Genomic DNA, 16,236 nt, shown 5'->3' with positions numbered 1-16,236 from the left:
ATTGACCAAGGCCGGGTTGGGGCAATAGAGTTTTTTAGAAAGCTTCAATCAGCTCCCTCTATAATCAGTAAAAACGTCTACCTTTAAGTAGATAAAATATATCTTTAAGTCTATCTAAAAATAGACGATATGATGTATTATATCTACCTATAGATAGACGAATGGGGGCCTAGTGAAATCCAAAACCGCAAAGTTGCGAAGAGCTCAGTTGGACCGGCAGTTTGCTGCGGCGCAAGGAGTTCGTGCCTTAAAAGCACCCAAAACGGGTTGGGTGCGTGAAATCCGTACGGCCTTGGGGATGTCGATGAACGACTTGGCGACACGTTTGGGTGTGATCAAACAGCGAATCGAAGGGCTCGAAAAGAACGAAGTGGCAGGGACGGTCACGTTGGAGTCTTTAAGAAAGGCAGCGGAAGCTATGAACTGTGACTTCGTTTATTGTTTTGTTCCGAAGCAGGGGCTGCAAAAGACCTTAGAGGCGCAGGCTTTTAAAGTCGCAGATGAAATCGTGAAGTCCAGCGAGCATTCGATGGGCCTTGAGATGCAATCCACCTCCAAATCCGCACAAAAAGAACTGACAGAGGAAATTGCCCAGCAGTTGCTGCGCAATGAAGATCGCCGTATCTGGAGCCGGAAAAAATGAAAATCCAGGAAATCCCCGGAGCCACACCTTTGGACGACGAGACCTTGCGCGGTCTGATCCCGGGTTTGACCACACATGGGGAACTGGATGAATTTGAGGCCGCCAATATCGCGCGGGCCCTGTTGTGGGCAGAAGCCAGTCGGTCTTTGAAAAAAGACCTGCTCAGCCTGACGGGGCTTAAACGCTTGCATCAGAAAATGTTTGCAGATACCTGGAGCTGGGCTGGGGAGCTTCGCGTGCGGCAGACGAATATCGGCGTTACGCCACAGGCGATTCAGAACGATTTGGGTGTCTTGCTTGGAGATGTAAAGTACTGGCTTGAGCATCAGACTTTTTCAATTGAAGAAATTGCCATCCGCTTCCATCATCGCCTTGTGTATATTCACCCTTTTCCCAACGGCAACGGACGTTGTGCCCGCCTTATGACGGATCTTTTTTTACAGCATCACGGAGTGGCTCGTTTTACCTGGGGACGGTCAAGCCTGACTCAGGTGGGGAAACTGCGGGAAGAATATATTCGCAGTCTGAAAAAAGCGGATCAAAGCGGGGACTATGAGCCGCTTATGCATTTTGCGAAGAGCTAGTGCCTAACGTTTTTTAATAACCAACTCTTTGTATTGGGTATGTCCGTCCACTTCACGGTGGAAAGTCAGATCATGATTTTCCAAAAGAACGATCTCGGCTGTCGTGTGAATCACAGAGCCATCCATCAGATGCCCTCCAATTACTTGTCCTTCAAAGTTACTGATGGACATATGCAAGTGGGCGCCATCGGGACCCAGTGTTCCTGATAGGGACACGATCTCAAATGGCCCCTGGAACTCGACAACGTCCTTGCCGCCAGACATACGTAAATGAGCCTTATCGACGCTGCCAACTGCGCTCACGACGCAGGCCGCATGAAGGTGGTACTTTTGACAATAGAACAAGAGTTCCTTTTTTAAGTCCTGACCCGGTCTCAAACGGAAACAGTAACTGGTATTGGAGCTGGAAAAAGGTTCAGTTGCCATTGGATTTCCCCTTATTAACGAAATGAAAACAAAAATTTATAAACTTCATCTTTGTCCGGTCCCGCAACGGGAGTATCATGGAAGATACGGAGATCGGCATCTTATGAGAATATATTCTGATATCACGAAAACCATTGGTCAAACCCCCTTAATCGAAATGCAAAGAATCGGCAAAGACTTGCCGGGGCGTTTGTTACTTAAACTTGAATTTTTCAATCCTCTGGGGTCCGTCAAAGACCGCATCGGTCTGGCAATGATCGAGGACGCTGAGCGCTCAGGTCAGCTGAAACCGGGCATGAAAATCATCGAGCCGACAAGTGGCAACACAGGTATTGCTTTGGCCTTCGTGGCTGCCGCTAAAGGCTACGAGATCACGCTGACTATGCCAGAAACCATGTCGCAGGAACGTCGCACCCTGCTGCTGATGCTGGGCGCGAAAATCATTCTGACGCCAGGACCTCTGGGAATGAAGGGCGCTATCGCCAAAGCCATGGAGCTTTTCGAAAACACGCCCAATGCCTGGATGCCTCGTCAGTTTGACAATCCAGCCAATCCGGCAATTCACAAAGCAACAACGGCGCTTGAGATCTGGAACGACACCGATGGCAAAGTCGACATGGTCATCAGCGGTGTCGGAACCTCCGGCACCATCACAGGTGTTGGAACGGTGCTGAAAGAAAAAAACAAAAACATCAAAATCATCGCGGTGGAGCCTGCAGAAAGCCCGGTGCTTTCCGGCGGCAAACCTGGCCCACACAAAATTCAAGGCCTGGGAGCTGGGTTTATTCCCAGTGTGATGGACAGATCCGTTGTTGATGGTGTTGAACAGGTGTCCTCTGAAGAGTCCATGAAAGTGGCTCGGGAAGTGATCAAAAAAGAGGGCATCCCCGTGGGGATTTCATCAGGGGCTGCGATCAGCGCAGGGCTTCGTCAGGCGGCGAAAGAGGAAAATCGCGGCAAGAATATCGTCGTGATAATTCCAAGTATGACCGAACGTTATTTGTCGACCATGCTGGCTGAGCAGGAAAGAGCTGAAGCTCTCAGTCTTCCGGTTGCCACCGTGGATGAAAATTACCTGAGTAAAGTGAAGTAAAAAAAATGGTTCCTTTTATCGTTCCGGCCAAAGAAAAAGTGCTGCTGAAGATCGGGGAGGCTCCCAAGCTTCCTCTGGCCCCTTCGCAGTTTGATATCTTTGTCTGGAACGTTTACAAGGGACAAAAAGCTCATCTGTTTGAACAAGACTTCAAACGCCTGGGCGAAAACAAGGATTTTATTTTTTTGCAGGAAGCTTTGCTGGATCAGCGCATGCCAGCCATGTGGCGATCTGATTTTTCCGCCTATGAATGGCACCTGGCGCAGAGCTTTCATTATAAAAAAGACCTTTCCAGCACCGGGGTGGCGATTGGTTCAAAACTGACGCCTCATTCGGTGGACTTTATCCGCGCCAAAACCCGTGAGCTGTTCTGGCTGACACCGAAATTAACTTTATTTAGTGAATACAGCTTCGGTGAAAAGAAAGCCCTGTTCGTCTGCACGCATGTGCTGAACTTTGTGACGTTAAAGGCATTCACGTCATCACTGTACGAAATCGCTGAAAAGATCGCGCGCTTTGACGGCCCTGTTGTTTTGGCCGGGGATTTCAACACCTGGAATTTCAAGCGCTACATGATTATGAAATCTATTTTCCGTGATCTGGGGCTTGAACATCTGGATTTGGAAGATGACGGGCGCATCCTGAAACTGGATCATGTCTTTGTGCGCGGCTTTGAAGTGGTGAAAGCCAAAGTTCACCACACCATCGTAAGCTCTGATCACTTCCCTCTGGAAATCACCCTCAAGCTCTAAAAGGTTCCCGGTTCTTTTCCGGGTCTCCACTGCGTCAGCTTTATTTGCTGTTAAGTACAGCTTTTTCCAATCGATCCATCCGGGCTTTCAGTTCTGCCAGCTCTTTGTCTTTTTGGGCTTTGTCCTGCTCAAGAGCCAGTATACGCTGATCTTTGTCGGCCAGTGAGCCTTTCAAGGCACTGACTTCTTCATACAGCGCCTTGATAGCTTCCACCAAAGGGGACACCAAGTGCGAGTAATTCACCGACTTCATTCCCTGGGGATCGGTTTCAACAAGCTCTGGATAAATCTTTTCAAGCTCTTGGGCGATAAAGCCCAGTTGCGGGCGCTTGCCATGTTCTGGATTTTTCCAGTTGTAGCTGACACCTTGAATCTTCAGGATGCGCTGCAAGGCCTCTGAAGAAGACAGCGAGGCAATGTCACGTTTCAGACGGATATCTGAAGAATCGGTGATCCCAAACCCGCGCAGGGTTCCATTGACATCGAGTCTGTATCCCGGAGTCGTTGTTCCAATTCCGACATTACCATTGATCGCAAAATGCATGCGGGCGGCGTTGTTTGAATAAATCTGCAAAACCCCGTCAGTCACCCATTCAAGCCCCGTGTCCTGATCCCCGATGGCCAGAGCAATACCCGGAGTCGTAGCGCCCCAGCCCGAGTTGTTATAAACGTACAGTCTGTCTTTGACGAAGGTGTTCCCCTCGACGTGCAGCTTGGTGTTCGGTGAGTTGGTTCCGATACCCGTGTTGCCGGTGAAGACGTTGGTTGAAGCCGTGTCTTCCTGATAGATGCCGTACTTGGTCGTTCCGGCTATAGAGCCGATATGCAGACCGTAACCTGTATCGATGGTTCCGCCCCCGGTGTTGGCGACAGTCAGATAGGCTGCTTTGGCCAGAGTCACTGTACCAGTGGAAGTGTTTTGCACGTTCGCCTGTAGGCCCGTTGCATTAGACATCGTGGAAACTGATTTGTGGTGAACGTCGTTGACGGAACCGATCGCTGCGGTGATGTTTCCAGTTTGTCCGGCACTGTCTTCAATGCGGTTCACTGCACCGTAAAGAGAACCGGTGAATGACTGCGCCGAACCAATCAGGATCGTGTTCCAAACCGAGTGCAAATTCTGGGTGACTGTCGCCGTCGGAGCCGGAGACAAAGAGTTTCGAACCAATACAGCCGGGGGTGATGCGGCGGACGTGGTCACATGCAACAGTGAGCTCGGGGAGGCTGTGCCGATACCAACGTTGCCCGCATTATCAATGCGCATTCTTTCGTTCGCTCCACCACTGGTGTTGGTTGCAAAGGTAATGGCTGTGTTCGTCATCGTACTGATTTTGAAATTCCAACTGGAGTTTGATTCGAGGTATGTCAAGGTGGTGCCGCTGCCCTGACCCCAGGTGCCGAGACTGAGGCTATTTGTTCCGGCTTTGGCGCTAAAGTACGCGCCGCCCGAGCTATTTGTGTTATTGACCTGAATACCTTTGCTGGTTGTTGCCGAGCCCACAACTTCAAGTTGTGTTGTCGGGGAGGCGGTTCCGATTCCCACATCACCCGAACTTAGGATTGTCATGCGTGTGGCATTGTTGGTTTCAAGATTCAAGGCCTGAGCATCGTTAGTACCCAAAGTCGCAGCGGCACCAAAACTATTCCCGCCATTGGCAAAAAGACCCGACGAAGCGTAGCTTGTACAGCCCATAACCCCGCCAGCGTCAAAGGTCATCAGCTGGCCCACAGCGCACGTGAACGCGGTCACGGTGGCGCCAGTGCCATCACTTGCCAAAAGACGATTGGCGGTCAGTGAACTCACGCCCGTACCACCTTTTGAGACGGGAACCACCGGCAGTTGAGACGTGGCAATTGAGCCACTGATATCTGCAAAGCCTAGCAGTGTATTCACCCAGTCCGTACCGTTATAGCGCAAAGTTTGGCCTGTTGCATAGGCCGCCGGGGTGACGGATTTCCCCTTGATTTTATCAACACTGGTCGTACTGGAAGTGCCGCTCACATCACCAGAGAACGTCGAAGCCGCGCCCAGTTTGTTGTTAAACGTGTTCCAGTCTGTCGAACTTAAATACCCATTGGTAGTGGTGTTAGCCTGAGTGATCGTGATATTCGGAGTCGCGCCACCACTGGAAGCCAAAGGGGCACTGGCCGTGACGCTTGTCACACCATTGGATCCTGCGCCATCGCCGACTTTGACCCACGCACTTCCGGTGTCGCGATAAAGGGAGTTGTCATCCGTGCCAATATAAAGTCTGCCCGCCGTGGCTGCCGCTGGACGGCTGGCGACGGTCCCGGATTGCACACTCGGTGTGCCGCCGGCATTTTGAATTGAATCGGTGATACCATAACCCGACAAAGTCGTTGGTTTGCCGGTGGTGATTTTGTTCCAATCCAATGCTGGAACATCGGACGCAGACAATGTTGTCCCTGATGTCACGCGGCCCTGGGCATCGGTAGTGACTTTTGTGTATGTTCCCGCCGTGCCGGTGTTTTTCAAAGTCACCGCGCCGGTTGTCGACATCGTGGCATCGCCGCTGACTGAAGAGGGGCTGTACTGAGTGCCATTGTAAATCAGAATCTGCGCGGAAGTCGGCGCCGTGGCACTGACGGCCGTGCCTTTGATTTTATCAACACTCATCGCAGCCGACGTGCCGCTGACATCGCCCGCAAACGTCGAAGCCGTGCCTAGTTTGTTGTTAAAGCTGGTCCAGTCCGCTGAAGTTAAAAGACCTGTTGTGGAACCGCTGGCTGTGGGGATGGAAACATTGCCAGCCGCTGTCAAACGACCTTGCGCATCCACGGTGAAGCTTGGCACCTGAGTGCCGGAACCGTATGAGCCCGCTGTAACCGATGTGTTCGCCAGGGAAATAGTCCCGGTGGAAGTAATCGGCCCTCCAGAAAGACCTGTGCCCGTGGCGATATTCGTGACTGTGCCGCCCGCGTTGCTATCGTTGGCCGGAGCCCACTTCGTGCCGTCATATTTCAGAACCTGCCCGGAGGTCAGTCCGGTGGTGTCCACATTCACGCCTTTGATTTTATTGACAGTCACGGCACCAATACTGCCGCTGACATCGCCTGCGACGGAAACGTTGATGGCCTGACACTGGAACGATCCAGACACGGAACTCCAATACGGAGTTTCATAAGCCGCGCAGTTAGCACTTCCCACCGCCGCATTAAATGCCGCCGTCGTGTGATAGCCCGCTAGATTCGTCGACAGATTATTCACGTCGGTGATTTCAATAGTCGAAGGCACCCACTGAGCACCGTCGTGTTTAAAGAACTTGCCGCTGGTGGGAGCTGTGTTTGAAACAGCCACGCCCTGGATTTTTACTACGGAAGGACTTGGGTAGGAACCACCAAGGTCTCCGCCCGCAGTGCCCGTGGGCGTGCGGGAATCAGACAGGCGCGGGTCATTGCCGGCCGCCACTGTGCCTGCGGTGGAACCCACGTTCAGCGTCAATGCCGGGGTCGAAGTGGAGTTTGCAACCGTGATATAGGAATTGCTTGAAGTCACGTCCGTGACCGTGCCACCAGCAGCGCCACTGACCGGAGCACACACCATCGCCGTGCCATTCCAGGAAAGGAACTCGTTGGCAGAACAAGTCGGTACGGAAGCTTTCAGAACGAAGTCACTTTCAACTTTGCTTCCCAGCTTTTCAGCGGACAGAGCGTATGCAGAATAGGGAACAGAGCGGATTTCATTGGCCGGAGAGATCACTTTCCAGCCCGAGCCATCATGGAATTGCACTTTCAACAAACGCACATCGCCCGTGCCGGCGGTGTAAGTCGCGCCGCCAAAACAGTTGTGCACCAGAGAGTTGTTGAAGGAATCCAAAAGTGTAAACAAAGGATCTGCCGGGAAGAGTTTCGTGCCCGATCCGATCGGCACATCAAAGACCCCTTTGGAATTCACCATGCTGACGCCATCGCGCTGTTCACGATAGATCACACAATTGCCGTTGGGGCTGGTGATTTCAAAAAGGAAACTGGTGTTGCCGTACTCCAAAGGAGTGCCATCGGCTTTAATAATTCGCCCTTGATAAGTCAGATTGGAAGGTGCTGCATAACCTAACTGGAGCCAGAAAGTACAGATGAACAGGGTCAAACAGAGCACCATTAACGTTCGTTTGCTCATGCCTCTCTTATCGGCTTCTTGACAGAAAATTACAGTGATTTCAGATTTTTAAGAATGACGTTCAGGTATGAGACGCACTTTTCCCCCAGGTGGGGGAGCAAAAATAAGCTCCTGACTCGTTAATTGAATTAAATATCGTGAAGGAGTCTTTTGAGTGCCTGCTTGCGCACGGTCATTAGTTCGGCCCCCAAGGCGGCGCCAAAGAACCATAACAGCGCACTTTCCCAAGTGACTTCGTGACTAAGGGACGAGAACACTCCCAAAGATACCAAAGCCAGACTGGCAATACTCAGCGTGCGGTTTTTCAAAAGCACCAGCCACTCTTCGCGATTCAATATCATTCGCGCCAGCAGGAAAGTGGCCGCCAGATAGTATGCACCACACAAGCTGTGACAGAAAGTCTCGCTGATATTCATAAACGAATGCATCAGATCATGACCGGTGTTAAACAGGGTCACACCAAACTGCGAACAGGAGGCTAGAGTCAGGGATGTTGCCACAGTGTGGGCAATCCCCAGTTTGCCGGCCACTTTCCATGGTGATGGCAGTTCGGCTTGCAGAGTGCTGTTGATTTTATTCAAGACAAAAGAGGAGCCAGCCGGGGAGCTGTCTTCAGCAAATGATTCAAAGTCTTTTTTGATATCGGTCATTTCGACGCTCCTTTCGGTTTTTGGCCTCTTAAGAATTTCAGACTGCGCGAAACAATCTGGCGGATGTTGCTTTCGGACTCCTGCAAAAGGGCCGCGATTTCGTTGTATTCCATCTCGTCCAGATAGCGAAGGCGCAGGATTTCCTGCTCCCGGGGCTTCAGGTCCTGCAACAGGGCTTCGGCCTCGTCCTTCTGTTCTAGTATAGGAGAGGACTCTGATGTTTGTGACAGGGAATCGTCCCACTCGAGGAAATCTTTGATTTCGCGATTTCTATAGTCTTTTAGCTCACTTCGGGTGATGACATAAATCCAGGCCTGGGCCGAGTGCTTGGGGTCGTACAGGTGTTTTTTGCGGTAAATCTGTAAAAACACGATTTGCAGCAGGTCCTCGGCGCGCTCCTGCGACAGGCGTCTTTTCAGGGCATAGCTCAGAACTCGGCCCGAATGTCTTAGATAGAGGATATCCAGAGCTTTTCGTTCGCCCTCAGAAAGTTTTATTAATAGATCCTCGTCACTCAAGTCATTCATGTTCCCTGAAGGTACGCTGAGCTTTTTAGGAAAGCAATGCATCGTTAAAAGGGCGGCAGAAGTGAATTATGCCCAATCGTTGAGCATAATGCGGCGCAAATTCAACTGCTACGGCCCCCTCCCAGATTGACTCGATGTAATGAGACGCGGTAACTCTAAGCCTTCGTAATTAAAACGAGAAATCATAAACGGAGTGCAACATGTTTAGTGAATCTTTGCTGATCTCTCCTGCAATTGCAGGGGTCGTTGGTTTGATCGTTGCTTTGGCTCTGTACCTTCGCGTGAAGGCACAACCAGCGGGCAATGAGACAATGAATCGTATCGCGTCCTACGTGCGCGAAGGTTCTATGGCGTTCCTTGTGCGTGAGTACAAGGTACTTTTCGTCTACGCAATCGTCGTAGGCTTGGCTCTTTGGTTCGCCTTGGGCGGTATCGCAGCAGGATCCTTCATCCTGGGTGCGTTCCTGTCTTTGCTTGCGGGCTTCTTCGGTATGAAGGCGGCAACTTATGCCAACGTTCGTACCTCTCAAGCCGCAGCTGGCGGTTCTAAAGCGGCAGCATTGCTGGTTGCTTTGGACGGCGGCGCTGTAATGGGTCTTTCCGTTGCAGGTCTTGGTTTGATCGGTCTTGGTGGTTTGTATGTTGCTTTCCAGGGTGATGCTCACCTTGGCACAATCCTTCACTCCTTCGCAGTGGGTGCTTCCTCTATCGCTCTATTTGCGCGTATCGGTGGTGGTATCTACACTAAAGCGGCGGACGTGGGTGCCGACATCGCTGGTAAAGTTGTAGAAAACATCCCTGAAGACGATCCTCGTAATCCTGGTGTTATTGCCGATAACGTTGGTGACAACGTCGGTGACGTTGCTGGTATGGGCGCAGACATCTATGAGTCCATGGTTGCTGCGATCGTTTCTGCTATGGCGATTGCTTTGACAATCCCTGCAGAAGGTCTGTCTGCTTTGATGACTGGTGCGGATGCAGAAACTGTGCGTATTGCCGGTGTTGCTTTGCCGATCCTGTTGTCCACTTTGGGTCTGGTGATCTCTATCATCGTTATCTTTGCTGCTCGCGCGTTCAAAAACGGCAAGCCTGCAACTGTATTGCGTAATGCTTTGATCTTCCCTCCAATTCTTTTGACTATCGCTGCTTACATCATCCTTCCGATGTTCGGCATCAATCAGAGTGTGACTGTGGCATTGGCTGCAGGTGCGTTCGGTGGTGCTTTGATCGGTTTGATCACTGAGTACTACACAGCGGCTCGTCCTATCCGTCTGGTTGCTGAAGCAGCTTTGACTGGTGCGGGCACTGGTGTGATCCGTGGTTTGGCAGTGGGTATGGAATCCACAGCAATCCCAATGTTGATCGTTGTTATCGCAGCTTACGTGGCTGATCAGGCTTTGGGTCTGTACGGTATCGCAATGGCGGCAGTGGGTATGTTGGCTGGTACTGCAGTTGTAATGACTGTGGATGCTTACGGTCCAATCGCTGACAACGCGGGTGGTATCTCTGAAATGTCCGGTCTGGGCAAAGAAGTTCGTGCGATCACTGACGAATTGGATGCGGTTGGTAATACAACGGCAGCTATCGGTAAAGGTTTCGCGATTGGTTCTGCGATCCTGACAGTTGTGGCATTGTTCTCTGCATTCAACATGGAAGTAAACCACGTTCGTGAGGGCGCGGGTCTTGCTAAAATGTCTTTGGATCTGACTTCTTCCGGCGTTCTGATCGGTATCTTGTTGGGCTCTATCCTTCCATTCCTGGTGGGTGCTACAACAATGACTGCGGTTGGTAAAGCGGCTCAGAAAATCGTTCAAGAGATCGCTCGTCAATTCAAAGAAATCCCAGGTCTTCGTGAAGGTAAAGCGGAACCACAACCTGCTAAGATCGTGGACATTGCAACTCAGGCTGCATTGTTCGAAATGATCCTGCCAGGTATGATCGCGATCCTTGCTCCAGTGGCAGTTGGTTTCTTGTTGGGGCCTCAGGCTTTGGCAGGTCTTCTTGCTGGTGGTTTGGCTGTCGGTGCAACTATGTCCCTGTTCATGGCGAACGCGGGTGGTGCATGGGATAACGCTAAGAAATACATCGAAAAAGGCGGCCTTCCAGGTCATCCAAAAGGTTCCGATGCTCACAAAGCAGCGGTTGTTGGTGACACTGTCGGTGACCCGTTCAAAGACACTTCCGGTCCTGGCGTTGCGATCCTTATCAAAGTTATGTCCGTCGTATCTTTGTTGATCGCTCAATTGATCGCTACTATCGGCGGCTAAGGCGCGGCAGCGCAGGAGGCCGTAGCGCCGCTACTCCGGCACTGCCGGAGTGTAAGCGGTCGCGAAGGCTGGACTTCGGCTCTGCCGAGGAGGCGTAGCTGGACTCCGGCTCTGCCGAGGAGGCGTAGCTGGACTTTCTTCTTGGTTGCAATTCAAACCCCACAAGCTAACACTTGTGGGGTTTTCTTTTTTTGTCCACAGGACCTCGGGCCATTCTGACACCAAACTTGTGACAAGCCTGCTTGGCAGATCGTATAAACAAGTATGCGTAAACCACAACTTGCACTTTATGGAACACTCTTGGCTTTACTGCTTTCTTCCTGCGGCGGCATTGAATCGATGATTGGTCCGTCCGAAGTTCTTCACGACATTCCTTCTGACATGTTTTATCAGACCAAGGGTGACTGCGCTCAAGGGGATCTGTCTTTCAGTCTGCTGGTGGCCGCGGGAACGCAAATGTGGACGGATCCCGCAGCCGTACTGCATTCGCAGCAGGAGTTATATCTGCACTCCAATCACACCTTTGATATGCGCTATCGTGAATTCACTTTGGATGATGTGGCTTTTGATACAAGGCTGCAGTCGCGTTTCAGTGTCGACAGTCACAGTGGACTGGTGAAGCTGAACGGAGTGGGGGAAGGATTCGTGATTCAGGATAACGGACGCCGCTACCTGCAGCTGCAGTTCACTCAGGCGGTGAATTCGCCGGAGCTGGTTGGAAAAACAGCGCGCTTTCGAATTATGAATTCAATGACGGGACTCGACACGGATCGTGCCGAGTACTGCGGTTATACGCTTTTTTAGGACTTGGCTGCCAGAACCCAGATTCCGACCAGAATAAACAAACTGCCAGAAACGTATTTCATGATTTGGGGGCTCAACATGGTCCCCAGGAACTTTCCAAAGATCACTCCCAGTGCTCCGGCAAGACCCAAGGCCAACACAACGGCCAGCATCACGGTCATGGTCGACTTTGTTTGTGAAGATGCAGCCAACGCGGCAAATTGGGTCTTGTCTCCCATTTCAGCCAAAAATATAGTGATAAAGGTGCTGGCAAAAATCTTCCAATCCATCATGGGTCCTTTGTTCGAAAAATGAAAACCTAGTGATAAAAGGATAGGTGAGGGAAGGCAAGTTTGAAAAGTCGATTTATTACCGCCATGGATCTTTTGCAGGAAGAAGCTTCCAAAGGACACCTCACTTTGCGAAGAGTCTTCGAATTGCTCGGAGAAGAAGGCCACGCCATGCTGGTGTTGTTCTTCTGTCTGCCGTTTCTGCAGCCTATTCCCATTCCTGGTCTTTCAACGCCCCTGGGGATGATGATTTCGGTGGTGGCTTTCTTCCTTTATCTGCAAAAACCTCCCTGGCTTCCCAAACGTTTTGAAAATGTGAAGCTGTCCTCTGAAGTGGTGATCAAGGTCTCTGAGGTGGCAGAAAAGATCTGGACCTACGTTTCCCAGATCGTCAAAGAGCGTCTGACTTTCTTCCACGATATGTGGTTTTTCCGCATCCTGAATCTGATTGTCTTCGTCGGCAATGCAGTGCTTTTGTCTTTGCCGTTACCCATTCCCTTTTCCAACACCGTTCCGGCCGTCGGGATCATTCTGTGCGCTATCGGCCATATGGAAAAAGACGGTGTTTTTATCCTTTTTAGCTACCTGTGGTGTCTTATCGTTGCATCGTTCTTTGCAACGCTGGCTCTGGGAGCTATCAAACTTGTCTGACTTCCCTTAGGTCCAGCTTCACAGAAAGGACCAACAAGACCTCAAGCTCTTTGTGTGCTTCCGGCTGCTGCTCTAACATGAGTATCTATAGGGGGTACTTTATGGGAAAACTATTAGCAGCTGTTCTGGTCGCCTGCTTTGCAAATGTCGCAGTGGCCAAAGGGCCAAACGATGTCTGTGCCAAGGATCGTGAAACACTTTGTGGTACTGTTGAACGCGGTGAAGGCCGTGTCCTGAAGTGCATGATGGACAATAAAGACAAACTTTCTGCCGACTGCAAAGCAAAGTTTGAAAAGATGAAGGACCACGCGGCCGAAATGAAAGATGCGTGTCACGAAGATCACGAGAAATTCTGTGCGAATGTTTCCATGGGCAAGGGCAGAAAAATGAAATGCATGATGGAACACAAAGATGAACTGTCTGCAGACTGCAAAGCGCAGATGGAAAACATGAAAGATGCGCACAAGAAAATGAGAAAGGGTAAATAAAGAAATCTATGCGCGAAAGAAGTCTGAGGCTTAGTCTTTTCGACGCTTTTCTTTGTTCACTGATGATTGGAGCCGGCGAAACTTATTTGCCGGCTTATTCTTTATCCATCGGCATGGGCGAAATCTTCGCCGGCATTCTTTCAACGCTTCCCATTGTCAGCGGAGCGTTCCTGCAGCTGATCACCCCGCGCGGATTGCAGCGCATTCGATCTCATAAAAACTGGGTGGTGGCGTCCGCCACGCTGCAGGCTCTGACCTTTATTCCTTTGATTTATTTTTCGGCCACGAAAGCGCCGAACTTCTGGATGTTGTTTTTGATTTTGTCCCTGTACTGGGGTTCGGGCTTTGCCGCGGGACCCGCGTGGAATTACTGGATGGGCCGTCTGGTGCAGGTTGAAGAGGGCAGTCGCTATTTTGCCAAACGCGCCCGGGTTTCGCAGATCGGTATTTTACTCGGACTGATCGGGGGCGGTGTGGCCCTGCACAACAATGTTGAGATCGGACCTTTCTCGTCGGTCTTCACGATGCTCTTTGTGTTTGCTTTTGCCTGCCGTCTGATTTCATCGTTCATTCTTTCATCGCAGTATTTTGACCCTGCCTGGAACAAGGAACCAAAGCTTGGTTTCCGTGCCTCCTGGAAAGTCTTTTGGGCGAACAAATCCAAACGCCAGTTTTTCTTTTACCTGGCGCCGTTTCAGGCGGCGGTTTTTGTTTCGTCGCCGTTTGTCACTCCGTACATGCTGGCGCAGGTGAAGATGGACTATGGCGCCTATATGACGGCGATCGGGGTTTTGTTCATCGGAAAAATTCTGACTCTGACCTTGATTGACCGGTTCCGCCAGAATGCTTCCGGTTTCAACCTGCTGGTGTTCGGTGCGGGCGCCATTGTGCCGCTGCCGGCGATGTGGGCGGTCAGCAGTGACATGTATTTCATTTTCTTCCTGCAGTTCATCAGTGGCATGGCGTGGGCTTTTGTGGAAGTCGGCTTGTCTTTGATTTTCTTTAAAGACATCAAACACGACGAAAAAGTGCCGATGCTGACCGTGTACAATCTTTTGAATTCCCTGGCGATCATTCTGGGAACTTATATCGGCGGCAAAGTGCTGTGGGTCTTCGGTGAAAAAGTATCCAGCTATTATGCTGTTTTTATCTTGGGATCCCTTGTACGTGGCGCGGGGTTCTATCCACTTTATCGCTATGTCCGCAATCATCTGGGCAATTCCGAACGCCTTGGTGAAGGTCTTTCGACCGAAAAAGCCTCTTAATCTTTAAATGCCGCTGAACGTCTTGCCAGACGGGGCGCACTGGTGTTTCCAATATGGAAATAGGCGTGTTCCTATTTACAATAGGCAGGCCCGGGGATTCTGTCTATAACAGCTTCAATAGAAAAGGAGCTTTTATGAAAAATCTGATTCTTTCTGTTTTTGTTCTGGGCTTTGTTTCAACGGGCTGGGCGGCACCGGCAACAGTTCCCTTTGTGGATCTGAACAAGTATCTGGGTAAGTGGCACGAGGTTGCCAGCATTCCGATGGTGTTTCAAAAACAGTGTGTTGGAAACACGACCGCCGAGTATTCGGTGGCGGAAGAGGGCATGATCCAGGTTTTGAATTCCTGTGACACCAAGAGCGGTGATCGCTCCGTCGCCGAAGGCCGGGCGAAAGTTGTTGATAGCGACAGCAACGCCAAGCTGAAGGTGACGTTTGTTAAAATCATCGACTGGGTCTTTGGCTTCGGTGGAGACTATTGGATCCTTGATCTGGCTCCTGATTATTCTTATGCGGTGGTTGGTGATCCGACGCTTCAGTATGCGTGGATTCTTTCACGTCAGCCAGCTCTAAGCCGGGAGGTGTTCCTGGCGGCCGAACAAAAATTAAAAACTCTGGGCTACGACACGTGCTCCATTCTGACATCGGTTCAGGACGGCGGCTTAAGTCAGCGCACGCCTCTTTGTGAATTTGTGAAGTAGGGTGATGGATAAACGTCTTTCGAAAATTTCATTCTTTGATCTGATGCTTTTGGCGGAACTGCCGGACCATAAGTCCTTAAGGTCCCTGTCCCGTTCGCTGGGGGTTGAACCGCCGCGTTTGACCAAGGTTCTAAAGTCCGTCGGGCATCAGTTGCAGTTTGAGATAATCAAGACGTCTTCCCACGGCTATATCATGACGGCTGAAGGCTCTTATGTAAGCCTTCAGGCCAAAGAACTTTTGAAAAAATCCGAGGACTTTATCCCCCGAAAGTCCCAGTTTCTGGCGCCGTCGACCACTTACACGGTGGGTGGTCGCGGCTTTATGAATGTGTTTTTTTCCGGAGTCATGATTACAAGTCTGGAGTCCGCCGGAGTGAAAGCCCTGCTGCGGTTTATGGATTTATCGCCGGAAGAATTGCGCCAAACCGCCACGGAAGGGGTATTGGATGTGGCCCTTCATTTGGAAGAAATCAAATGGCCTCAGACCTGGAGCGCGGCGGAAGTGGGCGCGATGAGTTGGAATCTGTATGTCGGTAAAAACCATCAGTTGAAGGGCACGGTTTCGAAAGAGGAGCTTTTGAAGTTTCCCTTCGCCCGGTCTGCTTACTGGAATGGACGGGCGATTGCTCAGGCAGCCGACAACTTCCCCATTCCCCGCAATGAGCGGATCATGGGGCATGAAATGCAAACGGCCCTGACCGCCATTGAGATTGTTCAGCACTCTAACAACGTGGCGCTGATACCCAATATCATCGCCCGAAAGTATGAGGAAGCCGGTTTGATTCGAAGTCTGAAGGTGCGCGGGCTGGATTTGGTTGAATCCAAAATTTACCTGTCAGTTCGTTCTGACAAGATCAGCCAGCGACTTTTTAAACAGTGGCAAACACAGTTAAAAGGTCTGCTGAAAGTGTAGAAATGTCATTTAACATGGTTTGCATAATAGAGATGCCCCAATAAAGTGTGCTTTATATTTTAATG

The 16,236-nt window shown here is 50.8% G+C and carries 16 protein-coding genes; 11 read left to right on the top strand and 5 right to left on the bottom strand.

Going from position 1 to position 16,236, the window contains the following annotated elements; genetic code table 11:
- Window positions 1–172: 172 nt before the first annotated feature.
- Window positions 173–643 (top strand): mobile mystery protein A, encoded by a 471-nt coding sequence (locus ACNQKP_RS11070; protein ID WP_417864789.1) that lies wholly within the window; start codon window positions 173–175, stop codon window positions 641–643.
- The gene (locus ACNQKP_RS11065; RefSeq protein WP_417864788.1) at window positions 640–1,227 is read left to right on the top strand and encodes a mobile mystery protein B; all 588 of its coding nucleotides are present in this window, start codon (window positions 640–642) and stop codon (window positions 1,225–1,227) included. The genes ACNQKP_RS11070 and ACNQKP_RS11065 overlap by 4 nt, the downstream gene beginning before the upstream one ends.
- 3 nt (window positions 1,228–1,230) lie before the next feature.
- Here ACNQKP_RS11065 and ACNQKP_RS11060 read toward each other — a convergent pair whose 3' ends face one another.
- Entirely contained in the window at window positions 1,231–1,653 is a 423-nt protein-coding gene (locus tag ACNQKP_RS11060) for a PPC domain-containing DNA-binding protein (RefSeq protein WP_417864787.1), read from the bottom strand.
- 103 nt (window positions 1,654–1,756) lie between these two features.
- Here ACNQKP_RS11060 and cysK point away from each other — a divergent pair, with 103 nt between their 5' ends.
- Window positions 1,757–2,746 carry a cysteine synthase A gene (cysK, locus tag ACNQKP_RS11055; protein ID WP_417864786.1) on the top strand — a complete coding sequence of 330 codons (990 nt, stop codon included), beginning with the start codon at window positions 1,757–1,759 and terminating at the stop codon, window positions 2,744–2,746.
- A 5-nt stretch (window positions 2,747–2,751) separates the two neighbouring features.
- A complete protein-coding gene (locus ACNQKP_RS11050; protein ID WP_417864785.1) occupies window positions 2,752–3,498 on the top strand; it encodes an endonuclease/exonuclease/phosphatase family protein in 747 nt (248 codons plus the stop codon).
- A 40-nt stretch (window positions 3,499–3,538) separates the two neighbouring features.
- Here the strand turns inward: ACNQKP_RS11050 and ACNQKP_RS11045 are convergent, their stop codons facing one another.
- From ACNQKP_RS11045 to ACNQKP_RS11035, 3 genes are all read right to left on the bottom strand, one after another.
- A complete protein-coding gene (locus ACNQKP_RS11045; RefSeq protein ID WP_417864784.1) occupies window positions 3,539–7,636 on the bottom strand; it encodes a tail fiber domain-containing protein in 4,098 nt (1,365 codons plus the stop codon).
- Between the two features lie 128 nt (window positions 7,637–7,764).
- On the bottom strand, window positions 7,765–8,286 hold the full coding sequence (locus ACNQKP_RS11040) for a hypothetical protein (protein ID WP_374032759.1): 522 nt from the start codon (window positions 8,284–8,286) through the stop codon (window positions 7,765–7,767).
- Window positions 8,283–8,813, bottom strand: coding sequence for an RNA polymerase sigma factor (locus tag ACNQKP_RS11035; RefSeq protein ID WP_417864783.1), 531 nt, complete (start codon window positions 8,811–8,813; stop codon window positions 8,283–8,285). Before ACNQKP_RS11035 ends, ACNQKP_RS11040 begins: the two co-directional genes overlap by 4 nt.
- A 200-nt stretch (window positions 8,814–9,013) precedes the next feature.
- Here ACNQKP_RS11035 and ACNQKP_RS11030 point away from each other — a divergent pair, with 200 nt between their 5' ends.
- A complete protein-coding gene (locus ACNQKP_RS11030; RefSeq protein WP_417864782.1) occupies window positions 9,014–11,080 on the top strand; it encodes a sodium-translocating pyrophosphatase in 2,067 nt (688 codons plus the stop codon).
- A 264-nt stretch (window positions 11,081–11,344) separates the two neighbouring features.
- Window positions 11,345–11,884 (top strand): hypothetical protein, encoded by a 540-nt coding sequence (locus tag ACNQKP_RS11025; RefSeq protein WP_417864781.1) that lies wholly within the window; start codon window positions 11,345–11,347, stop codon window positions 11,882–11,884.
- Here the strand turns inward: ACNQKP_RS11025 and ACNQKP_RS11020 are convergent.
- The gene (locus ACNQKP_RS11020) at window positions 11,881–12,156 is read right to left on the bottom strand and encodes a TMEM165/GDT1 family protein (RefSeq protein ID WP_015090848.1); all 276 of its coding nucleotides are present in this window, start codon (window positions 12,154–12,156) and stop codon (window positions 11,881–11,883) included. The two genes, ACNQKP_RS11025 and ACNQKP_RS11020, sit on opposite strands and share 4 nt — an antisense overlap.
- A 60-nt stretch (window positions 12,157–12,216) precedes the next feature.
- Here ACNQKP_RS11020 and ACNQKP_RS11015 point away from each other — a divergent pair, with 60 nt between their 5' ends.
- The 5 genes from ACNQKP_RS11015 to ACNQKP_RS10995 all read left to right on the top strand — a co-directional run bounded on the left by ACNQKP_RS11015 (window position 12,217) and on the right by ACNQKP_RS10995 (window position 16,171).
- Window positions 12,217–12,804, top strand: coding sequence for an exopolysaccharide biosynthesis protein (locus tag ACNQKP_RS11015; protein ID WP_417864780.1), 588 nt, complete (start codon window positions 12,217–12,219; stop codon window positions 12,802–12,804).
- 101 nt (window positions 12,805–12,905) lie between these two features.
- Window positions 12,906–13,292: a cysteine rich repeat-containing protein gene (locus ACNQKP_RS11010; RefSeq protein ID WP_417864779.1), complete on the top strand. Its 387-nt coding sequence runs from the start codon at window positions 12,906–12,908 to the stop codon at window positions 13,290–13,292.
- A 62-nt stretch (window positions 13,293–13,354) separates the two neighbouring features.
- On the top strand, window positions 13,355–14,557 hold the full coding sequence (locus tag ACNQKP_RS11005) for an MFS transporter (RefSeq protein WP_417864778.1): 1,203 nt from the start codon (window positions 13,355–13,357) through the stop codon (window positions 14,555–14,557).
- 134 nt (window positions 14,558–14,691) lie between these two features.
- A complete protein-coding gene (locus ACNQKP_RS11000) occupies window positions 14,692–15,258 on the top strand; it encodes a lipocalin family protein (RefSeq protein WP_417864777.1) in 567 nt (188 codons plus the stop codon).
- A 4-nt stretch (window positions 15,259–15,262) separates the two neighbouring features.
- Complete coding sequence (locus tag ACNQKP_RS10995; protein ID WP_374028280.1) at window positions 15,263–16,171, top strand: LysR substrate-binding domain-containing protein; 909 nt, start codon at window positions 15,263–15,265, stop codon at window positions 16,169–16,171.
- Window positions 16,172–16,236: the final 65 nt, after the last annotated feature.

The sequence above is a fragment of the Bdellovibrio bacteriovorus genome, assembly GCF_048286975.1.
Classification (GTDB): Bacteria; Bdellovibrionota; Bdellovibrionia; order Bdellovibrionales; family Bdellovibrionaceae; genus Bdellovibrio; species Bdellovibrio bacteriovorus_H.
This window is presented reverse-complemented; position numbering and strand designations above follow the sequence as displayed.